Source organism: Micromonospora musae (genome assembly GCF_003626635.1).
In the GTDB taxonomy this organism is placed as follows: domain Bacteria; phylum Actinomycetota; class Actinomycetes; order Mycobacteriales; family Micromonosporaceae; genus Micromonospora; species Micromonospora musae.
Genome location: NZ_RAZT01000004.1, coordinates 409,230 through 428,790, shown reverse-complemented (window position 1 = coordinate 428,790; position 19,561 = coordinate 409,230). Strand labels below are relative to the sequence as shown.

Below are 19,561 nucleotides of genomic sequence, written 5' to 3'. Positions count from 1 at the left end.
CGGGTGGCTCAACCGGCGGCGACGCGGGCGCGCAGGGTGTTCACGGCCTCGACCGCCGTGGCGACGTCCCGGCAGGTGACGAGCCGTCGGGTGCCGTCGGTCAGCCGGAGGGCCAGCACCCGGCCGGGGAGCAGCGGCAGCGTGGGGTCGGTCGCGCCGCGCAACATGCCGCGGACGAGCCAGGTCGACGCGTCCAGTCGGGCCTCCTCCGCGGAGGCGATGGCGGTGAGCGGCAGGCGCCATCGGTACAGGCCGAAGGCGAGGCGGACCTCGCGCGCGTCGATGGCGAGCCGGTAGCGGGTGAACGGAAGCAGGATGGGCGCGGTGACGGTCGGTGCCAGCCCCGCCCAGCCGGAGACGCCCACGAAGGGCACCAGCAGGGCGGCGAGCAGTGGTCCGGTGATCGCGAGCGCTGCCGCCGCCCACACCACCGGCCGCAGCGAGCGCGACTCCCACCAGAGCAGCCGCTCACCGTCGCCCGCCGGGGCGGGCCGGTCGGTCGCCACCGTCGCGGCGACGCCGGTCGGCTGGCGTGGATCGGGGCGCTGCGCCGGTGCCCGGCCGGCCAGCAGCAGCGCCACGAGACCGGACACGACGGCCACCCCGGCCGGCGTCGCCATCGTCGCGGCGAAGTAGGCCCAGGAGATCCGCACGTCGGCGGCGGTGGCCGCGTCGAGCGCGGCGTTCAGCACCATCAGCAGGATCGTCAGCACCGCGCCGGCGACGGCGGCGACCGCGACCTGGATGCCCGCGCGCAGCCAGTGCCGGGGCGTACGGGGCAGCCAACCGGCCGCGAGGAACGCGACGAGCCCGGCGATCCAGGCGGCGAGGGCCACTCCGATCAGGAGCGCGGCCAGGGTGTCGACCGGGATCGTCGTCTCCACCGGTCGGCCGCCGACGCCGCCCTGGTTGGGCAGCCGGTCCGGCAGGCGTCCCCGCCACGCGAGCGTCGTCGCCGTGGCACCCGCGAGCAACGCGCCCGGCAGGAGCCCGATCCCGGCGATCCACCGTGCTCTCCTCATCCGCCCATCTCCTTCGCGTAATGCTTACGTACCATCCCGACGAGCTCCTCCAGGCCGACGCCGGCGCGGCTCGCATCGGCGACCAGACGCCGCACCCACTCGATCACCTGCGCCTGCTCCCGGGGCACCGCCCCGGTCACCACGGCGCCACGGCCGCGCCGCAGCTCGATCAGCCCGTCGTCGCGCAGCGCCGCGTACGCCCGGAGCACCGTGTGCATGTTGACGTTCAAGGTGTCGGCGAGTTCCCGGGCGGCCGGCAGCCGGTCGCCGCGCCGCACCGCACCGTCGGCCAACGCTCGGCGCACACTGGCCGCTATCTGTTCGGCGAGCGGCATCCCGCTCTCCGGCACCACACTGAACAACATGTTCGCATACTACTAGAACAAGTGAAGCATGCGGCGGGCGATTCGTAGTCGGCCGTCCAGAGTGGCCGTCGCTCGACCGCCCCCATGAACGACGGCCGGGCACGTACATCTGACGTTCCGGCGACGGCCACGCTCAATTGAGGACGCATTCGGGGCCGCTTCGTACCGTCCCGGCCATGACTGTCCCTTCCGCATCATCGCCGTCCGGCCGCGCCGCCACGGGGTCCGTGCTGACGCGTACCCGGGCCGTCGCCGCCGCTGCGGCGCTCACCGTCGCCGGCGGCGTCGCCGCGGTGGCCATCACGACCTCGTCCCCCGCCGCCGCCGAGCCCGGCGACGTCGTCGTCTCGGAGAGCTTCTCCTCCGGCACGCTGCCCGCCGGCTGGAACGCGGTCGACGGCGCCTGGAAGGTCGAGAACGGCCGGCTCTACGGGACCTCCGCCAGCGCGAGCGCCAACAACAAGATCACCTTTGGTCGGCACCTGAACGACTTCCGGTTCGAGGCGACCATGCGCTTCGAGTCGGTCTCCGCCGCCACCCGCTGGGCCTCGCTCGGCATCGACGTCCCGGCCGACGGCGCCACTCCGTGGTGGATCGCCACCATGCGCAGCGGCACCACGGCCGCCAACGGTCTCGAGTTCGCCCAGCGGACCACGGCCAACGCCTGGGTGGTGACGAACACCGCCTCCGCCCCGTACGCCGCCGGCACCGGCCGGGACGTGCGGGTCGCCGTCGAGGTGCACGGCAGCCAGGCCCGCTGGATCTTCGACGGGCGGGAGATGATGCGCACCAGCAGCCTCCAACGGTCCACCGACGGCGTCCAGGCGCTCTTCGTCAACGGCGGCACCGTCTCCTACGACGACGTCGTCGTCACCGAGCTGCCGCCGAACGGCTACATCCGCCCCGAGGGCAGCCCGTTCACGGTGATCGCACACCGCGGCGCCTCCGCCGCCGCGCCGGAGAACACCCTGGTCGCGCAGGAGATCGCCCGCAGGGGCGGCGCCGACTGGATCGAGAACGACGTCCAGCCCAGCAAGGACGGCGTCCCGTTCATCCTGCACGACGACACCGTCGACCGGACCACCGACGGAACCGGGAAGATCCGCAGCCTGACCGCCGCGCAGATCAAGGCCCTGGACGCCGGTTCCTGGTTCGCTCCGCAGTACGTCGGCGAGCGGGTGCCGACCCTGGCCGAGCAGCTCGCCGACCTGCGTACCCGGGGCGGCAACCTGCTGCTGGAGATCAAGGGCAAGCACACGAAGGACGAGGTCGCCACGATCATCCAGGTGATCCGCGACGAGCAGATGATGGGTCGGGTCTTCGTCCAGAGCTTCGAGGTCGACGCGCTCAGGTACACCTACGAACTCGCCCCCGAGCTGCCGCTCGGTCTGCTCCGCAGCAGCCTCGACGCCGATCCGGTGGCGATCTCCAAGGAGCTGCACCTGACCGCGTACAACCCGGACGGCAACGCGCTGCTGGCCAAGCCGGAGGTGATCGCACCGCTGCACGACGCCGGAGTCGCGGTGATGGCCTGGACGATGGACTCTGCCGGCCTCTGGCAGCGGCTCGAGCGGATCGGCACCGACGCGATCATCACCAACCGCGCGGCCGAGCTGGTCGGCTGGAACTCGGCGTTCACGCAGCGCGCCTCCGCCGAGCCCACCGTGGAGATCGCCTCGCCGGCCGAGGGCGCCCGGCTCGACCGCGCCCAGTCCCCGGTGATCGCGGTCGCCGCGACCAACGCGGAGACCGTCACCGTCACCCTCGACGGCAAGAAGTCGGCCGCCGGGCGCAAGCTCGACCTGGCCAAGCTGACGGCGGGCCGGCACACGGTCACCGCCGAGGTGACCGGTCCGGAGGGCACCGCGACCGCGACCAGCACCTTCACCGTGACGGTCAGCCAGGCCGGGCTCGGTTACCTGATCCTCACCTCGGGGGCCGACCCGTCCGCCGTCGACACGATGGCCGTCAAGCTGGCACACGGCCAGTACGCCCAGCTGGCCAGCTGGGTCGACCGGCAGGCCGGCAGGACCGTGCCCGCCGAGGTCGCCAGCGTCATCGCCGCCGACGCCCGGACCCTCGCCCTGCGCTAGTCCCCGCACTGTGGAGCCCCCGCCGTCCGGGCCGACGGCGGGGCTCCTCGTCACCTCCCCCGGCTGACCCCGGGAGCGGCCGGCCCTGGCGACCGCCGCCCCGCACCGGGCACGGCGAGCCCCTCCGTCGACGATTCGCGGCCACGCATAGGCCGCTCGGGCCCGGGTAGCCCTTCGCCATGCGGTACACGGATCCGGAGCTGCGACAGAAGCTCAAGGACGAGATCCAGGCCTCCGACAAGGGCGGGCGGCCGGGACAGTGGTCGGCGCGTAAGTCGCAGCTGCTGACGAAGGAGTACCAGAAGCGCGGCGGGGGTTACCAGGGTCCGCGGGACGAGCGGCAACGGAACCTGCGGCGCTGGGGTAACGAGCAGTGGCAGACCAGGCAGGGCGGCACGCGGGCGCGCAAGGACGGCGAGACCAGCCGTTACCTGCCCAAACGGGCCTGGGAGAAGCTCTCCCCCGAGGAACGTCGCGCGACCGACGTCAAGAAGCGGAAGGCGTCGCGCTCCGGCAGGCAGTTCGTACCGAACACCGGACCGGCCAAACGGGCGCGTAGCGCCGCCACCTCCGTCGACCGGCTGCTGGACCTGCGCGTGGCCGAGGCGGTCAAGCAGGTCCCCCACCTCGAGACGGGCCAGCTCAGGACGGCGCTGCGACGCGAGCGCGGCGGCAAGGGCCGCAAGACGCTCGTCCGGCGGCTGGAATCGGAGCTCGACCGGCGCTGACCGCCCCCCGCCGGCCGGGCACCCGGCCTCGGGAAGCGCCGCACGGCCGGCGACCCGGACAGCCGCCCCCGGGCGTCGGTCAGGCGGCGGTACGGTCCCGATGGTGCGCCGAGCCGGGGTGCGGTGGCAGCAGTCGCAGGGTCGGCGGGGCCGCCTCCTCCTCCACCGGAAGCCGCCACTGGGTCTCGTCGCCGCGACCCCGGGTGGCGGGGCCGTCCGGGTGCAGTCGTGGCCGGGAGAGCGCGATGACCATCGCGTACCCCGCGAGCAGGAATCCGTGGCTGACCAGCCGGGTGACCTCCACCCGACCGGTCACCACGTCGTTGGCCGAGAGCAGCACCAGGGTGCCGACGAACGCGCTCAGCATCGGCACCAGACCGGTCGGCGGGGTGCGCCGGGCCGCCACGAAGAGGAACCCGGCGCCGACGGCGACGTTCCACGCCGCGGACTCGTGCCAGAGGTGGCCGGCCGCCAGCGCCCCGGCGGGATGGGTGTGCCCGTCGGCGGCTCCGCGCGCGATCTGCACCAGCCCCAGGACGAGCTGCATGGCGCCGACCAGGCCCAGCGCGCTGCGGAGCGTGAGCAGCAACCGGTTGCGCCGAGGGCGCTTCTCGGGCGCGGGCAGCGCCGCCAGGACCACGTCGGTGAGATCGCGTCCGGCCGTCGGCACCGACAGGCGGGCCCGGCGGGAAACCGCGGCTGCCCGGTCGAACCACGTCCGGCAGTCGTCACACCCGGCGAGATGAGCCTCGGCGGCCGTCCGCTCGGCGGAGGTCTCTTCGCCGTCGAGCTGCGCCGACAGGACCTCGCGCCACTGCTCACACCTCATGTACCGATAGTCGTGGCAGCGGCGGCGTTGGTTCCCGCGAATTTCGCCCCGACGCAGGTCACAGCGGCTTCGCGGGCGTCAGCCAACCTCGTGACCGCCACGACGCGCCCCCGATCCCGGCCGAGCGTCCATGGCGACGAGGAGATCCTCCCGAGCGCGGGCCACCCGGGAGCGGATCGTGCCCACCGGGCAGTCGCACACCTCGGCGGCCTCGGCGTAGGAGAGGCCCAGCACCTGGGTGGCGACGAACGCCTCGCGCCGCTCGGCCGGCAACTCCGCGATCAGCCGCTCCAGGATCACCTGCCGGTCGAACCCGCTGCGGTGGAGGTCCGGGGTGTCGTACCCGTCCGGCACGGGCACCGTGCGGGGACGGGCGACGGTGGCGCGGACGTGGTCGACGGCCACCCGGCGGGCGATGGTGAAGAGCCAGGTCCGGGCGGAGGAGCGGCCGGCGAACGACGGGAGGGACCGGACCGCCCGCAGGAACGTCTCCTGCGCCAGATCGTCCGCCTCCGAGGGGGCGGTCAGGGCGGCGAGGAAGCGCCGGACCTGCGGCTGGGTCGCCTGGACGAACCGCGCGGCGGCGGCCCGGTCACCCTTGGCGGCGGCGAGCGCCCAGCCGGTGATCTCCGCCTCGTCGTCCGCCATCTCCACCTCCGGTCACGCCGCCGGATCCCCCGGGGCAGTTACGACGCGCTGTAGTAGCCCGGGGGCAGCGTATCCCATCCGGTGCCGCGCCGTACAAGGTAGGAAGTTTCGTACCGTCCGACTCGATGTTGGAGTCGGTCGGGGCAGAACTTTTGCCATACGTATAAAAAGTTATCGAAGTCTTGATTGAAGCTCGACGGTCGTGAGAATGCGATGATGCCTCTCCCCCCGGCTCTCCGGCGCGTCGTCTCGGGCCTGCTCGCGCTCGTCCTCGCGGCGGCGATCGCGGTCCTCGCGTCCACCCCGCCCGCCGCTGCCCACGGCACCCTGGCGACCGCCACACCGGCGGACGGCTCGGCGGTCAGCCGACCGCCGGCGGAGGTCCGGCTCTACTTCACCGAGCGGGTCGCCGCCAACGCCTACTTCACCATCACCGCGCCGGGCGGTGGCCGGGTCGACGACGGCTGGACGAACGGCGAACCGAAGCCACTGGAGCAGCCGGTACGGGAGTACTTCCTGGTAGACGGGAAGTTCGAGCCGCGCGAGTACTCGACCGGGTTTCCGGCGGTGGTCCGGATCGCCCACCTGCCGCGGCCGGGGCAGTACTCGATCAGCTACCTGACGGTGGCCTCCGACGGCGACACCGTCCGGGGCGCGACGACCTTCCGCTACACCGGAGCGACGACGGCGGCCCCGCGGGGCTGGCAGCCCCCCACCGACCAGCCCGACCCGGCGCTGATCGCGGCCACCGAACAACACGGCAACCCGGGGACCGGCTCGGCGACGCCGCAGAGCCCCTCGGCCGCGCCGGCCGTCGCGTCGTCCCCGCCCCCGGCGGCCGCCGCGGCCGACCGCGCCGACGACGAGGGCGGCCTCGGTTGGATGGCGTGGACCGGCTCGGCGGTGGCGGCGGTGGCGCTGATCCTCCTCGCCGTGTGGCGGCACCGCACCGCGGGTCGGGCCCGCGCCGCGGGGGCCGCCGCCCGGCGGGGCACCGGCGCCCGGGCCCGAGCAGGCAGCAGCGCCCGGGCCCAAGCAGGCGGCGGCGCCGGACGTCGCACCGGCACCGGTGCCAAGGTCACCAAGCCGGCCTCCGGCAACCGGGGGCGGCCCGCTGCCGTCCCCGCGGCACGCAGGGGCGGCACGACCGTCACCGCCACCACCGGGTCCGCGGTGCCGAGGCAGCGCAAGGCCGGCGCCACGACGGAGAGCTACCCGCGAACCGCCACCGGGTCCGCCGTGCCGAGGCAGCGCGGGGCCGGCGCCACGACGGAGAGCGGCCCGCGAACCGCCACCGGATCCGTGGTGCCGAGGCAGCAGGGGGCCGGCCCGGCGACGGACGACGACCCGCGACCCGCAACCGGTCCCGGCGGCTCGCCCGAAGGTGCGGCGGCCGCCGCGACGCTCCGGCCCCGACTGAGCAACGCGCGTCTCGCGCTGCTCGTCGGCGGCCTGGTGGTGGCGCTCGTCGCCGGGTTCGGGCTGGGACGCGTCGGCGCGGGCGACCCCCGGACCGGCGCCGACGCGCGGGCGGGCACCAGCCCGGCCGGCGCGCCCGTCGTCGCGGGGCAGGCGATGTCGGCGATGGACGGACACCAGCACCCGGCGGGTACCGGCCCGCACAGCCATCCCGGCGACGGCGGCGCCGGCCAGACCCAGGTGTCCGGCACGACGGTCAGCGCCGGCGGGTACCGCCTCCAGCCGGAACAGCGGTCCCAGCCGGCGGGCGTCGCCGCCGAGTACCGCTTCCAGATCATCGGCGCCGACCGGCGGGCCGCCACCCGCTTCGCGGTCGTGCACGAGAAGACGTTGCACCTGATCGTGGTCGGTCGGGACCTGACCGGATACCAGCACCTGCATCCCACGATGGCGGCCGACGGCACCTGGAGCATCCCGCTGACGCTGCCCCGGGCCGGCGGCTACCGCGTCTACGCCGACTTCTCGGTCACCACCGCCGCCGGCACCCAACTGCCGCTCGTCCTCGGCGTCGACCACCAGGTGCCGGGCGCGCACACCCCGACCGCGCTGCCGCCGCCCCAGCCGCAGGCGACCGCCGGGCCGTTCACGGTGTCGATGGACGGGACGCCCACGGTGGGGATGATGTCCCCCACCTCGTTCCGGATCACCCGCGCCGGTACGCCCGCCCCGGTCGAGCGCTACCTGGGCGCGTACGGGCACCTGGTCGTCGTCCGCGAGGGCGACCTCGGCTACGTGCACGTCCATCCGGAGCCGGAACTCGTCGACGGGGCGGTCAAGTTCTGGCTGACGCCGCCGAGCCCGGGCCGCTACCGGGCGTTCCTCGACTTCCAGGTCGACGGCGCGGTGCACACGGCGCAGTACACGATCGACGTGGGCTGAGCGCCCCGGTCAGCCCGTACGTACGGCGGCGACGACCCGGCGGACCTCGTCGCCGTCGGTGGCCTCCCGCCCGTCGCGCGGCACCGGCGCCCGCAGGTGCACCTCCCGCGCCCCGGTCTCCGCGAGCACCTGCCGGACGTTGTGCGACCGGATGCCGCCGCCGGCGATCACCCGCAACCGGTCGCCGGCGCGCTGCCGCAGTTCGGTGATCCGGGCGGCACCGGCCAGCGCGCTGGGCGCCGCGCCGGAGGTGAGCACGGCGTCCGCCCCGAGGTCGATGATCTCCTCGATCGCCCGCAGCTGGTCGTCGACCTCGTCGAAGGCCTTGTGCACGGTCACCGGGAGCGGCCCGGCGGCCGCGATCAGCCGACCCAGCACGGGCAGGTCGAGGCGGCCGTCGGCGGCGACCGCGCCGACCACCACCCCGACCGCAAGGTCGTGCGGGTTCGGCAGCCGGCGGATCGCGGCGATGTCGGCGAGCATGACCTGCTCCTCGACCTCGGTCACCCGGAAGTTCCCACCACGGGGGCGGACCATGATCCGTACCCCCGCGCTGCGCAACGTGCGCAGGGCGACCTCGACCGTGCCGAGGCTGGGCGTGGTGCCGCCCTGGCCGAGGTCGGCGCAGAGCTCCAGCCGGTCGGCCCCGGCCGTCTCGGCCACCAGGGCCGTCGGCACGTCGCTGACGCAGATCTCCACAGTGGTCATGCGGCGGTCCCGGTCTGTGCGGAGACCGCATCCGCCTCCGGGCGCAGCGGGAAGTGGCAGGCCACCTGGTGCCGGTCGCCGGCGAGCGGCGGCTCCGTCTCGCAGATCTCCTGGGCCAGCGGACAGCGGGTCCGGAACCGGCACCCGGTGGGCGGGTTCAGCGCGCTGGGCAGCTCGCCCTGGATGGTGACACCGTCCCGGGCCGCCGTGGCGCTCGGGGTGATGGACGGTACCGCGTCGATGAGCGCCTGCGTGTACGGGTGGCGGGCGGCCCGGACCACCTCCCGGGCGGGCCCCACCTCGACGAGCTTGCCGAGGTACATCACGCCGATGCGGTCCGCCATGTAGTCGACGACCGACAGGTCGTGGCTGATGAAGACGTACGCCAGGCCGAGTTCGCGCTGCAGGTCCCGCATGAGGTTGAGGACCTGCGCCTGGATCGACACGTCCAACGCGCTCACCGGCTCGTCGCCGACGATCAGCCGAGGCTGCAGGGCCAGCGACCGGGCCAGCCCGATGCGCTGCAGCTGACCGCCGGAGAACTCGTGCGGGTAGCGCTCCAGGACCCGCCGGGAGAGCCCGACCTGGTCGAGCAGGCTCGTGATCCGCGCCCGCCGCGCCGCCCCGTCGCCCACCTTCTGGATCTCGAGCGGTTCGGCGAGGATGGCGTCGACGCGCATCCGCGGGTTCATCGCGGCGTAGCTGTCCTGGAACATCAGCTGGACCTGGCGGTGCATCCGGCGGCGCTCCCGCCCGGCCAGCCCGGCGAGGTCGGTGCCGTCGAGCAGGATCTGGCCGGCGCTCGGCCGCTCCAGCCCCACGGCCAGCCGACCCACTGTGGACTTCCCGCAGCCGGACTCGCCGACCAGCCCGAAGGTCTCCCCCGGGGCGACCTCGAAGGAGACGTCCGCCACGGCGCTGACCTGGCCCGCGTTCCGGCGCAGCAGGCCCCGGCCGTGCGCGGCGTAGTTCTTCACCAGGTTCTGCACCGACAGGACGGGCGTCGCCGTCGACTCGACGCGTACCGGGGCCGCCGCCTCCACCGGCGCCGGTTCGCGCACCACCGGGGCGGGCAGCGTGACCGGCCCGGTCGGCGTCCCGCTGACCGGGTGCAGGCAGGCGAACTGGTGCTCGCCGCCGGAGAGGGCGACGTCCGTGCTCCGGCACTCGTCGGTGACGTGTCGGCAGCGCGGCGCGAACCGGCAGCCGGTGAGCGGCCGGGACAGGTCCGGCGGCAGGCCGGGGATGCTGTAGAGCCGGGCCTCCTTGCCGGCCTCCCGGACCGCGGTCTCGGGCAGCGCCTCCATCAGCGCCTCGGTGTAGCGGTGCCGAGGCGACCGGAACAGCTCCGCGGTCGCGGCGGTCTCCACCACCCGTCCGGCGTACATGACGGCGACCCGGTCGGCGCGGCCCGCGATGACACCCAGGTCGTGGGTGACCAGGATGACCGCCATCCCGAACTCTTCCCGCAGGTCGTCGATGAGTTCGAGGATCTGCCGCTGGGTGGTGACGTCGAGCGCGGTGGTCGGCTCGTCGGCGATGAGCAGGCGCGGGGAGCAGACTAGCGCCATCGCGATGGCGACCCGCTGCCGCATTCCGCCGGAGAGCTCGTGCGGGTAGTTGTCGACGATCCGGTCGGGGCGGGGCATTCCCACCCGGCGCAGGATCTCGACGGCCCGCTCGCGGGCCTCCGCCTTACCGACTCCCTCGTGCACCCGCAGCGGTTCGGCGACCTGGTACCCGATCCGCATCGTCGGGTTGAGCGAGGTGAGCGGGTCCTGGAAGACCATGCCCATCCGGACCCCACGAGTCCGGCGTACCTCGTCGGCCGGCAGCGATCGCAGGTCCCGACCCTCGAAGAGGATCTGTCCCCCGGTCACCTGGCCGCCCTGCGGCAGTAAGCCCATGATCGACAGTGCGGTCATCGTCTTGCCGCTGCCCGACTCGCCCACGACGCCGAGGGTCTCCCCCGGCATGACTTCGAGGCTGACCCCGTCGAGGGCGTGCACCGTGCCGCGGCGCAGGGCGATGTCGGTGTCGAGATCGCGCAGCTCCAGCAGGGGCTGGACGGCGGTCCCGTCCCCGGCCGCCTGGTGCTGCCGGACCTTCGGTTCGGTCGATTCGCTCATTTCGTGCTCCTGCTAGCGGCGACGGAGGCGGACCTCGAAGGCGTCCCTCAGCCCGTCGCCGATGAAGTTGAAGGCGAGGACGATGAGGATGATGGCGATTCCCGGCGGGTACAGCAGCCACCAGTGGCCGCTGTAGGTGTCCGCGAGGCCGTCGGAGAGCATCCCGCCCCAGTTCGCCGCCGGCGGCGGGACGCCGAGGCCGAGGAAGGACAGGTATGCGACGTAGAGGATCGCGTCGGCGACCTGGAAGGTCGCGTTGACGATCACCGTTCCGATGGCGTTCGGCACGATGTGCCGGCGCACCGCCCGGCCGCCCGTGCCGCCCATCCCCCGCATGGCCTGGACGTACTCGCGGGAGCGCAGGGTCAACGCCTCACCGCGGACCAGCCGGGCCGGCCCCAACCAGGCGAAGGCGCCGATGATGACGATGAGCATCGGCACGCTCGGGGTGACGATGGCGGCGAGCAGCATGAAGAGGAAGAGCGACGGGATCGACATCATCGCGTCGACCACCCGCATCATCGCCGTGTCGGCCCACCCGCCGACGAAGCCGGCGACGGCACCCCAGATCGTGCCGACCGCGGTGGCGAGGATCCCGGCCGCGAGCCCGACGATGATCGAGGTCTGACCGCCGAGCATGAGCCGGCCCAGCTGGTCGTAACCGACCCCGTCGGTGCCGAGCGGATGCCCCTGCTCCCCGGGGGCCAGGTGCACGGCGGCGAGGTCGGTGTGCACCTGGTCGGTGTGGTAGAAGAGCGGGCCGAGGAAGCAGAGCCCGGCCAGCAGGATGAACAGGCCCAGACCCACCAGGGCGAGCCGGTTCTCGCAGAAGACGACGAACCCCTGCCGCCAGAGGCCGCGTACCGGCGCCTCGGCGGCGTCGGCCGGATCGGGGGCGGCGCCGGGGCGGCCCGCCTCGGAGAGTGTGGTCATGACGAACTCCCGCGGAGTCGGACCCGGGGATCGACGGCGGCGTAGAGCAGGTCGGCGACGAGGGCGCCGACGACCGTCGCGATCGAGATGATGACGGTGACCCCGAGCAGGATCGGGAAGTCACGCTTCAACGCCGCCTGCCAGAACAGCTGCCCCATGCCGGGGAAGTTGAACAGGGACTCGACGACCAGCGCCCCGCTGAAGAGCGCCGGCAGGTACATGCCGAGCAGGGTGATGACCGGGAAGAGCCCGTTGCGCAGGGTGTGCCGCAGCACGACGCGCCGCTCGGAGAGGCCCTTGCTGCGGGCGGTGCGGACGTAGTTCTCGTTCAGGTTGTCGACCATCGTGGAGCGGACGTACCGCGAGTAGACCGCGATGGTGACGATGGCGAGCGTGATCGTGGGCAGCACCAGCCCCGCCGGGTCGGCGAGCACCTCCCCCACCGTGAAGCCCTGCGGCGCCTCGGGCGGCAGGATCGGCCACACCTGCGAGAAGAGAATGATCATCATGAGGCCCATGAAGAAGATGGGCGTGGCGTACGCCAGCAGCGACAGCGAGGTGATGGTGTAGTCGGGCCAGCGGTTGCGGCGTACGGCCTGGATCACCCCGAGCGGGATCGCCAGCACGATGGCGAGCAGGGTCGACAGCAGCGACAGCACCATGGTCTTCGGCAGCCGCTGGGTGATCGCCTCGACGACCGACTGGTTGAGCTGGTACGAGTACCCGAGGTCGCCGTGCAGCAGGCGCTGCACGTACATCAGGTACTGCTGGATCCAGGGCCGGTCGTAGCCCATCTCGTGGTTGAACGCCGCCAGCTGATCCAGCGTCGCCTCCTTGCCCAGCGTGGCGCGCGCCGCGCCGCCGGGCAGCAGGTGCAGGATGAGGAACGCGATCACCGTGACGAGCACGACGACGACGAGGGCCTGGCCCAGGCGCGTGATGAGGTACCGGACCACCTGGTCGGTTCCTCCTCCCCGGTCGGGGCCCCGGCGGCGCGGTGCGCGCCGCCGGGGCCGGGACGATCAGTGATCGGTCACTTCCAGGACCAGTCCTGGAAGTACATGAGGTTCATCGGGTCCTGCGGCTCGACGCCCTGCAGGCCCGAGCGGTACGCCGAGTTCTGGTAGACGGGGTTCGGCATCCAGAGCACCGGCAGGTCCTTGGCGAGGAAGTCGTTGTACGCCTTGAGCGCGCTCTCGTCGCCGGAGAACTGGGTGGCCTCGATGAGCCGGTCGGCCTCCGCGTTGCTGTAGCTGCCCAGGTTCACCGGGGCGTCGGTGGCGAAGATCCGCTCACCGCTGGCGAAGGCCGGGTAGTACCAGCTGCCCTGCGAGCCGAAGAAGGACATGTCCCACGAGCAGGTCGCCTCGGTCGGCTTGCACGCCGGGGTGACGGCCACCGAGTCGGGGACCTCCTTGATGGTCAGCTGGATGCCGAGCTTGGACATCTGCGACTTGATCTCGGAGAACATCTTGGTGGTGGCGGCGAAGCCGGTCTGGCTGGTGACGGTGAGGTTCAGCGCGGTGCCGGCGGCGACACCCTCGCCGCACTGGTTGGCCCCGGTGCCCGGCGTCTGGCAGGTGGTCTGCCCGTCCGGCGTCACCTTCCAGCCGTGGCCCTCCAGCAGCTCCTTGGCCTTGGCCGGGTCGAACGAGTAGACGCAGCCCGCGGCGTCGGTGCCGTTGGCGCCCGGCTTGGCCGGCACCGGGCCGCAGGTCGGCGCCGCCGTGCCGGACCAGACCACCTTGCTGATGGTCGGCTGGTCGATGAGCATCTGCATGGCCTGCCGCAGGTACGGCTGCTTGAACAGCGACCCGGTCTTCGGGTTGTTGAAGTTCAGCTGCAGGTAGGTGACGGACCAGCCGTACCAGGGCGAGATCGTGTAGCCCTTGGACTTGAGGTAGCCCTCCTGGGAGACGTTCGCCGCGGGTACGTACCCGTAGTCGACGTCACCGGCGCGCAGCACGTTGAACTGGCTGTCGTCGCTGGTGAACGGCCGCAGCACGACCTTGGCCAGCTTCGGCTTGTCCTCGCCCGAGTACTTCGGCTGGGCGGCTAGGGTCACCTCACCGCTCGGCACGTACTTCGCGAGCTGCCACGGGCCGCTGTTGACCTTCCACAGGTCGTTGGAGTCGTACGTCTTCAGGTCCTTCGAGGCCGCGGTGAGGAAGTCGAAGACCTTCTTGGCGCCCTGCGGAGTGCTCGCCAGGTCGCCCACCGCGCCGGTGGCGGAGTCCTTGTCCCAGGCGTGCTGCGGCAGGGGCGTGATGCGGTTGAGCTGGTTGTCGACGAACCACGCGGTGTTGTAGGCCTGCTTCGTGGTGATCGAGAAGGTCTTGTCGTCCTTGATCGTCCACTGCGCGATGTTGTCGGGGAAGCCGCCGGCCCGGTAGGACGCCCACTTGTCCTTGTTCGCGGTGACCAGGTCGTACCAGAACTGGATGTCCTTGGTGGTGACCGGCTTGCCGTCGGACCAGGTGTTGTCCTTGAGCGTGATGGTCAGCGTCTTGCCGCCGTCACTGACCGCGGGCGGCTCGGCCATGGAGCGCTTCGGGTCGATGTTGTAGTGCGCCGAGCCGTCCAGCTTGTACTGGTAGAGCGACCGGTACAGCGCCTGGCCGAAGATGGCGTTCTCACCCTGCGTGAAGCCGGGCGCCGAGATCGGCAGGATCCAGTTCGGCGTGCGGAGGGCGACGGTCACGGTGTCCTTGCCCTGGCTGCCGCCGTCCTTCGACGAACCGCCGCCGCAGGCGACCAGGCCCGCCCCGAGGGCGAGCGCACTCGCCAGCGCCACGGCGCCGCGGAGGGCGCGCCCCGGAATTCTGCTCCTCATGAGTCTCCTCGATTGATGTGCACGTGCCCCGCGTCTCCGGGCGCCGGCGGCTTTGCCACAGGTACCGCCGCCTGGTGCCGATCCTCGACGATCAACGCGGAGAATCTATCCATGCCGAAGTTCTGAGTCAACGAAAAGTTCCCTCTTTATTCGCTGACTTTCGCCGGGTTATGATCGAAGTCGGCGAGGCATCGAAAGATGCTCTCCCGCGCGGACTCCGGAGCGCAACCTTGCTTTGGCCCTGCGACACACTGGGCAGCGCCGCCGGAGGACCGCCCGAGCAAGGAGAGACATCTTGGAAGCACCGATCTCCGCCACTCTGCGTGATCAGACGCTTCACCTGCTGGCCAGCGGTGCGGCCAGCTCGCGCGCGGACCTCATCGAGGCGCTCCAGGTCGCCCCCTCGACCGTCACGACGGTGGTGCGCCGGCTGCTCGAGGAGGGCGTGATCCTGGAGGAGGGCGTGGGTCGGTCCACCGGCGGGCGTCGCCCCCGGATCCTGCGACTGCGGGAGGCCGAGGGGTTCCTCGCCGTCGCGGAGTTGGGCGGCCGGCACGCCCGGGTCGGGTTGTGCGCGCCCGGCGGCGGGCTCCGCGCCACCGAGGAGGTGGCGATCGACATCGCCGCCGGCCCCGGCGACGTCTTCGACGTCGTCGCGGCGACGGTCACGCGACTCCGGTCGGCGTCCGCGCCCGGCGAGCCGCTGCTCGGCGTCGGCGTCGCCCTGCCGGGCCCGGTCGAGTTCCCGCACGGGCGCCTGGTCGGACCGGCCCGGATGCCCGGCTGGAGCGGTGTCGACGCGCGGGCCGACCTCAGCGCCCGCTTCCAGGTGCCGGTGGTCGTCGACAACGACGCCAAGGCGGCGGCCATCGGCGAGTACGTCACCCGGAGCCGGGTGGCCGGCGACATGATCTACGTGAAGGCCGGTACCGGCATCGGCGCCTGCCTGGTCAGCGGCGGGCAGATCTACCGCGGCGGTCGTGGGCTCAGCGGCGACGTCACCCACGTACCCGTGGCGGAGGGCGGCGAGCGGCACTGCTCCTGCGGCAGCCGGGGCTGCCTGGAGACCGTCGCCAGCGGCGCGGCCCTCGCCCGCGAGCTGGCCGAGCAGGGGTCGTCGGCGACCACGGTCGCCGAGATCGTGACGGCGGTGGGCGACGCCGACCCGACCGCGGTGACCATGGTGCGCCACGCCGGCAGGCTGCTCGGGGTGGCCCTCTCCGGCCTGGTCAACTTCCTCAACCCCGACAGCGTCGTCATCGGCGGCGCCCTCTCCAGCCTCGACGTCTACGTAGCCGCGACCCGCGGAATGCTCTACGAACGCTGCCTACCCTCCATGACCCAGTCCCTGACCATCGAAGCCAGCATCGCGGGCCCGGACGCGGCCCTGGTCGGCCTCGGGCACCTGCTGCGCACGACCGCTGACGTACGACTCTCCTGAGGAGCCACCACCCGTGCCACGCCCACTCCGCATCGCCATCGGCGGAATCCACATCGAGTCCAGCACCTTCTCGCCCCACCTGAGCAGCGCCGACGACTTCGAGGTCACTCGGGGCGGCGCGCTGCTGGCCCGATACGACTGGCTCTCCCCCGCCCGCCCCTGGGCGATCGACGTCGAGTGGATCCCGCTCGTGCACGCCCGGGCCCTGCCCGGCGGTGCGGTGGAGCCGGCGACGTACCAGGCCTGGGCCACGGAGCTGGTGGAGAAGCTCGCCGCCGCCGGCCCGCTCGACGGCATGCTGCTCGACATCCACGGGGCGATGAGCGTCGTCGGGCTCGACGACGCGGAGGGCGAACTGGTCACCGCCGTCCGCTCGGCGATCGGGCCGGAGCCGTTCGTCTCCGCGGCGATGGACCTGCACGGCAACGTCTCGAAGGTGCTCTTCGACGCCTGCGACCTGCTCACCTGCTACCGCACGGCACCGCACGTCGACGTCTGGGAGACCCGCGAGCGCGCCGCCCGGAACCTGGTCGAGGCGTTGCGCCGGCGGCAGCGCCCGCACAAGGCTCTGGTCCACGTGCCGATCCTGCTGCCGGGCGAGATGACCAGCACCCGCGAGGAGCCGGCCCGGGGACTCTACGCGCGGATCCCGGAGGTCGAGGCGCGCGACGGCATCGTCGACGCGGCGATCTGGATCGGGTTCGCCTGGGCCGACCAGCCGCGCTGTCAGGGTGCGGTGGTGGTCACCGGCACCGACGCCGACGCCACCGCCGAGGCGGCGCGTGAGATCGGCGGCCACTTCTGGGAGGCCCGCGAGGAGTTCGCCTTCGTCGCCCCCACCGGCACCATGGACGAGTGCCTCGACACCGCCCTGGCCGCGGTCGCCGACCCGGCCCGGCGACCCTTCTTCATCAGCGACTCGGGCGACAACCCCGGCGCGGGCGGCGCCGACGACGTCACCTTCGCCCTCGAACGGATGCTGGCCCGCCCGGAGCTGCGCGACGGCTCCCGCCGCGCCGTCTTCGCCTCGCTGGTCGACCCGGAGGCGGTGGCGCAGATCGCCGACCAGCCGCTCGGCGCACCGGTCCGGGTGACGGTGGGCGGGCGGATCGACTCCCGCGACCCGGGGCCGCTGCCCCTCGACGGGATCCTGGAGGCGGTCGCCGACGACCCCGACGGCGGGCGGTGCGCGAGCGTACGGGTCGGCGGTGTCAGTGTCCTCGTCACGTCCCGCCGGATGCAGTACCGCCTGCTGAGCTCCTACGCACGACTGGGGATCGCGGTCGACCAGGTCGACCTCGTCGTGGTGAAGATCGGCTATCTCGAGCCCGAACTCTTCGACGCGGCCGGCGACTGGCGACTGGCCCTCACACCGGGCGGCGTCGACCAGGACCTCCTGCGGCTGCCGTACCAGAACGTGCTGCGGCCGATGTTCCCGCTGGACCGCGACTTCACCGCGGACCTCACCGTGGTGACCGGGTGATCGCGTGACCCGACCCGAAGAGCAGTGCGTCCTCGCCGTCGACGTCGGAGGGACGACCATCAAGGGCGCCGTGGTCGGCGAGGACGGCCAGATCCGGCACTCGCTGGTCGTGCCGTCGCAGGCGGACGACGACCCGGTCAAGGCGGTCCGGTCGCTCTGCCGCCGGCTGCGCGACGACGCGCTCGCCCTCGGCGTCACCCCCGCCGCGATCGGGGTGGTCACGCCGGGCCTCGTCGACGAGGTCGAGGGGGTGGTGCGGTACGCCGCCAACCTCCAATTCCGCAACGTGCCGCTGCGCGCCCTGATCGGCGACGACCTCGAACTTCCGGTCGCGGTCGGGCACGACGCGCGCGCGGCCGGCGTCGCCGAGGCGGTGGGCGGGGCGGCCCGCGGACTCGACAACTTCCTGCTGCTGCCGCTGGGCACCGGCATCGCCGCGGCCGTGGTGGTGCACGGCGTGCCGGTCTCCGGCGCGACCGCCTCGGCGGGCGAGGTCGGCCACATCCCGGTCTACCCGGGTGGGGAGCCCTGCACCTGCGGCCAGCGGGGGTGCCTGGAGGTGTACGCCTCCGCCGGCGGCCTGGCCCGCCGCTACGCCCGGGCCGGCGGAACGTCCGGACTGGACAGTCGGGCCATCGCCGACGCGGTGGCCACCGATCCGGTGGCCCGCACCGTGTGGGACGACGCGACCCGGGCCCTGGGGACCGCCTTGGCCACTCTCACCCTGACCATCGACCCGGCTCGCATCGTGCTCGGTGGCGGGCTGGCCGACGCGGGCGCGCTCTTCTTCGACCCGGTATGCGACGCCCTCCGGGCGGCCCTCGCCTGGCGGACGCCGCCACCGGTGCTGCGCTCCGCCTTCGGCGCCCAGGCCGCACAGATCGGCGCGGCAGTGCTGGCCCGACGGGAGGCAGGTCTGCCCGTTCCGGACGGCTGGGGCGCCCCCGAGCAGGTGCCTCCCACCGACTGACGGCGGATCACCGGATCCGGGCCGGGGCGGGCGTCGCTCGTCGCCCCGGCCGGGACACCGGTCGAGCCGCGCCGGACGGCGTCGCACCGGACCGTCGCATGTCGGCAATCCGTCGTTGTCTGCCGGGTGACCCCTCCGTAGCGTCGCGACTACAGATCGATGCCACGCGGAAGGGACCCCTCGTGACCGAACTCGTCGCTCCGCAGCTCGTCGTGAACAGCAGGATGCTCTACTTCGGGTGGACGCCCGCCGACCCCGAGGCCGTGGCCGCGCTCGTGCCCGACGGGCTGAAGCCCGCACCGAACCGGCAGGTCTTCATGAACCAGTACGTCGTCGACGACCCGGGGCAGACCTCCGGCTTCGGCGCCTACTCGCTGACGTACATCGGGCCGGACCTCTCCGGGGTCGACGCCCCCGACGGGATCACTCCCGGTCGCTGGTGGACGCACTACTTCAACTCGAGCCCGGTCGTCCGCGCGTACGCCACCGCCCGCGGCGTGCCCGCGACGGCGGGGACCACCACCATCGAGGTACGGGGCAAGCGGCTGGTCGCCACGACCGAGGCGGACGGCGTGCCCGTGATCAGGGCGACGGCCCGGGTCGGGCGCACCGGTGACGCGGTGAACCGGGGGCAGCTGCGCTACCTCACCCGGGTCGACGGCGCCTTCGTCAGCGGCAACTACCCCTTCGTGGCGGAGCCGGTCGACCCCTTCGAGGTGGAGTCGCTGGAGTTCCTCGAGCCCGAGCACCCGGTGTACGCGCTGCGCCCGGCCGATCCGCTGGAGGTCGTCTGGGGCTTCTACTCGCCGCGCTCGTCGTTCGCCTATCCCGGCGGAGAGTCGGTGCTCGACTGACCGCCGGAATCCCGGGTTCCGCCCGTGGCGCCAGCTCCGGCACCACGGGCGGAACGTTCAGCGGGCGGTCGCGTAGGTGGCGCAACCGATCAGCTCCAGCGACACCTGCAGCCGCTCGAGGCTGATGTTCTTGGCGATGGTGTCCTCCGGCGTGTGGTACGGCGGCT

16 protein-coding genes are annotated in these 19,561 nt (G+C 72.9%); 7 read left to right on the top strand and 9 right to left on the bottom strand.

Annotated elements, in window-relative coordinates; all coding sequences use genetic code 11:
- Window positions 1–8: 8 nt before the first annotated feature.
- Window positions 9–1,022 carry a hypothetical protein gene (locus D7044_RS10650; protein ID WP_120688718.1) on the bottom strand — a complete coding sequence of 338 codons (1,014 nt, stop codon included), beginning with the start codon at window positions 1,020–1,022 and terminating at the stop codon, window positions 9–11.
- Window positions 1,019–1,387, bottom strand: coding sequence for a GntR family transcriptional regulator (locus D7044_RS10645; RefSeq protein ID WP_120674684.1), 369 nt, complete (start codon window positions 1,385–1,387; stop codon window positions 1,019–1,021). Before D7044_RS10645 ends, D7044_RS10650 begins: the two co-directional genes overlap by 4 nt.
- A 176-nt stretch (window positions 1,388–1,563) precedes the next feature.
- Here D7044_RS10645 and D7044_RS10640 point away from each other — a divergent pair, with 176 nt between their 5' ends.
- On the top strand, window positions 1,564–3,480 hold the full coding sequence (locus tag D7044_RS10640; RefSeq protein ID WP_120688717.1) for a glycerophosphodiester phosphodiesterase: 1,917 nt from the start codon (window positions 1,564–1,566) through the stop codon (window positions 3,478–3,480).
- Window positions 3,481–3,659: 179 nt separating this feature from the next.
- Window positions 3,660–4,208 carry a DUF5872 domain-containing protein gene (locus D7044_RS10635; RefSeq protein WP_120674681.1) on the top strand — a complete coding sequence of 183 codons (549 nt, stop codon included), beginning with the start codon at window positions 3,660–3,662 and terminating at the stop codon, window positions 4,206–4,208.
- 79 nt (window positions 4,209–4,287) lie between these two features.
- Here D7044_RS10635 and D7044_RS10630 read toward each other — a convergent pair whose 3' ends face one another.
- Window positions 4,288–5,037 carry a zf-HC2 domain-containing protein gene (locus D7044_RS10630; protein WP_120688716.1) on the bottom strand — a complete coding sequence of 250 codons (750 nt, stop codon included), beginning with the start codon at window positions 5,035–5,037 and terminating at the stop codon, window positions 4,288–4,290.
- A 78-nt stretch (window positions 5,038–5,115) separates the two neighbouring features.
- Window positions 5,116–5,685, bottom strand: a complete 570-nt coding sequence (locus D7044_RS10625) for a sigma-70 family RNA polymerase sigma factor (RefSeq protein ID WP_120688781.1) — start codon at window positions 5,683–5,685, stop codon at window positions 5,116–5,118.
- Window positions 5,686–5,901: 216 nt separating this feature from the next.
- On the opposite strand from D7044_RS10625, the gene D7044_RS10620 reads away from it, so the two are divergent.
- Window positions 5,902–8,043: a copper resistance CopC family protein gene (locus tag D7044_RS10620; protein ID WP_233564938.1), complete on the top strand. Its 2,142-nt coding sequence runs from the start codon at window positions 5,902–5,904 to the stop codon at window positions 8,041–8,043.
- A gap of 9 nt (window positions 8,044–8,052) precedes the next feature.
- On the opposite strand, the gene D7044_RS10615 is transcribed toward D7044_RS10620, so the two are convergent.
- The 5 genes from D7044_RS10615 to D7044_RS10595 form a co-directional block, all read right to left on the bottom strand.
- Complete coding sequence (locus D7044_RS10615) at window positions 8,053–8,751, bottom strand: copper homeostasis protein CutC (protein ID WP_120674675.1); 699 nt, start codon at window positions 8,749–8,751, stop codon at window positions 8,053–8,055.
- Window positions 8,748–10,880, bottom strand: a complete 2,133-nt coding sequence (locus D7044_RS10610; protein WP_120688714.1) for an ABC transporter ATP-binding protein — start codon at window positions 10,878–10,880, stop codon at window positions 8,748–8,750. The genes D7044_RS10615 and D7044_RS10610 overlap by 4 nt, the downstream gene beginning before the upstream one ends.
- Window positions 10,881–10,892: 12 nt before the next feature.
- Window positions 10,893–11,813, bottom strand: coding sequence for an ABC transporter permease (locus D7044_RS10605; protein ID WP_120688713.1), 921 nt, complete (start codon window positions 11,811–11,813; stop codon window positions 10,893–10,895).
- A complete protein-coding gene (locus D7044_RS10600) occupies window positions 11,810–12,769 on the bottom strand; it encodes an ABC transporter permease (protein WP_120674669.1) in 960 nt (319 codons plus the stop codon). The genes D7044_RS10605 and D7044_RS10600 overlap by 4 nt, the downstream gene beginning before the upstream one ends.
- Window positions 12,770–12,846: 77 nt before the next feature.
- Window positions 12,847–14,646: a peptide ABC transporter substrate-binding protein gene (locus D7044_RS10595; protein WP_120688712.1), complete on the bottom strand. Its 1,800-nt coding sequence runs from the start codon at window positions 14,644–14,646 to the stop codon at window positions 12,847–12,849.
- 295 nt (window positions 14,647–14,941) lie between these two features.
- Between D7044_RS10595 and D7044_RS10590 the strand changes: the two genes are divergently transcribed.
- The 4 genes from D7044_RS10590 (at window position 14,942) to D7044_RS10575 (ending at window position 19,394) form a co-directional block, all read left to right on the top strand.
- Complete coding sequence (locus D7044_RS10590; RefSeq protein WP_120674665.1) at window positions 14,942–16,087, top strand: ROK family transcriptional regulator; 1,146 nt, start codon at window positions 14,942–14,944, stop codon at window positions 16,085–16,087.
- Between the two features lie 13 nt (window positions 16,088–16,100).
- The gene (locus tag D7044_RS10585) at window positions 16,101–17,570 is read left to right on the top strand and encodes a M81 family metallopeptidase (RefSeq protein ID WP_120688711.1); all 1,470 of its coding nucleotides are present in this window, start codon (window positions 16,101–16,103) and stop codon (window positions 17,568–17,570) included.
- A gap of 4 nt (window positions 17,571–17,574) precedes the next feature.
- Window positions 17,575–18,540: an ROK family protein gene (locus D7044_RS10580; RefSeq protein ID WP_120688710.1), complete on the top strand. Its 966-nt coding sequence runs from the start codon at window positions 17,575–17,577 to the stop codon at window positions 18,538–18,540.
- A gap of 182 nt (window positions 18,541–18,722) precedes the next feature.
- Window positions 18,723–19,394 carry an acetoacetate decarboxylase family protein gene (locus D7044_RS10575; RefSeq protein WP_233564937.1) on the top strand — a complete coding sequence of 224 codons (672 nt, stop codon included), beginning with the start codon at window positions 18,723–18,725 and terminating at the stop codon, window positions 19,392–19,394.
- Window positions 19,395–19,561: the final 167 nt, after the last annotated feature.

Bases quoted from the DNA above. Each gene is read 5' to 3' on its own strand.
- D7044_RS10630 (WP_120688716.1), bottom strand. From the start codon at position 5,037: ATGAGGTGTGAGCAGTGGCGCGAGGTCCTGTCGGCGCAGCTCGACGGC.
- D7044_RS10595 (WP_120688712.1), bottom strand. From the start codon at position 14,646: ATGAGGAGCAGAATTCCGGGGCGCGCCCTCCGCGGCGCCGTGGCGCTG.
- D7044_RS10615 (WP_120674675.1), bottom strand. From the start codon at position 8,751: ATGACCACTGTGGAGATCTGCGTCAGCGACGTGCCGACGGCCCTGGTG.
- D7044_RS10625 (WP_120688781.1), bottom strand. From the start codon at position 5,685: ATGGCGGACGACGAGGCGGAGATCACCGGCTGGGCGCTCGCCGCCGCC.
- D7044_RS10645 (WP_120674684.1), bottom strand. From the start codon at position 1,387: ATGTTGTTCAGTGTGGTGCCGGAGAGCGGGATGCCGCTCGCCGAACAG.
- D7044_RS10610 (WP_120688714.1), bottom strand. From the start codon at position 10,880: ATGAGCGAATCGACCGAACCGAAGGTCCGGCAGCACCAGGCGGCCGGG.
- D7044_RS10640 (WP_120688717.1), top strand. From the start codon at position 1,564: ATGACTGTCCCTTCCGCATCATCGCCGTCCGGCCGCGCCGCCACGGGG.
- D7044_RS10650 (WP_120688718.1), bottom strand. From the start codon at position 1,022: ATGAGGAGAGCACGGTGGATCGCCGGGATCGGGCTCCTGCCGGGCGCG.
- D7044_RS10620 (WP_233564938.1), top strand. From the start codon at position 5,902: ATGCCTCTCCCCCCGGCTCTCCGGCGCGTCGTCTCGGGCCTGCTCGCG.
- D7044_RS10605 (WP_120688713.1), bottom strand. From the start codon at position 11,813: ATGACCACACTCTCCGAGGCGGGCCGCCCCGGCGCCGCCCCCGATCCG.
- D7044_RS10635 (WP_120674681.1), top strand. From the start codon at position 3,660: ATGCGGTACACGGATCCGGAGCTGCGACAGAAGCTCAAGGACGAGATC.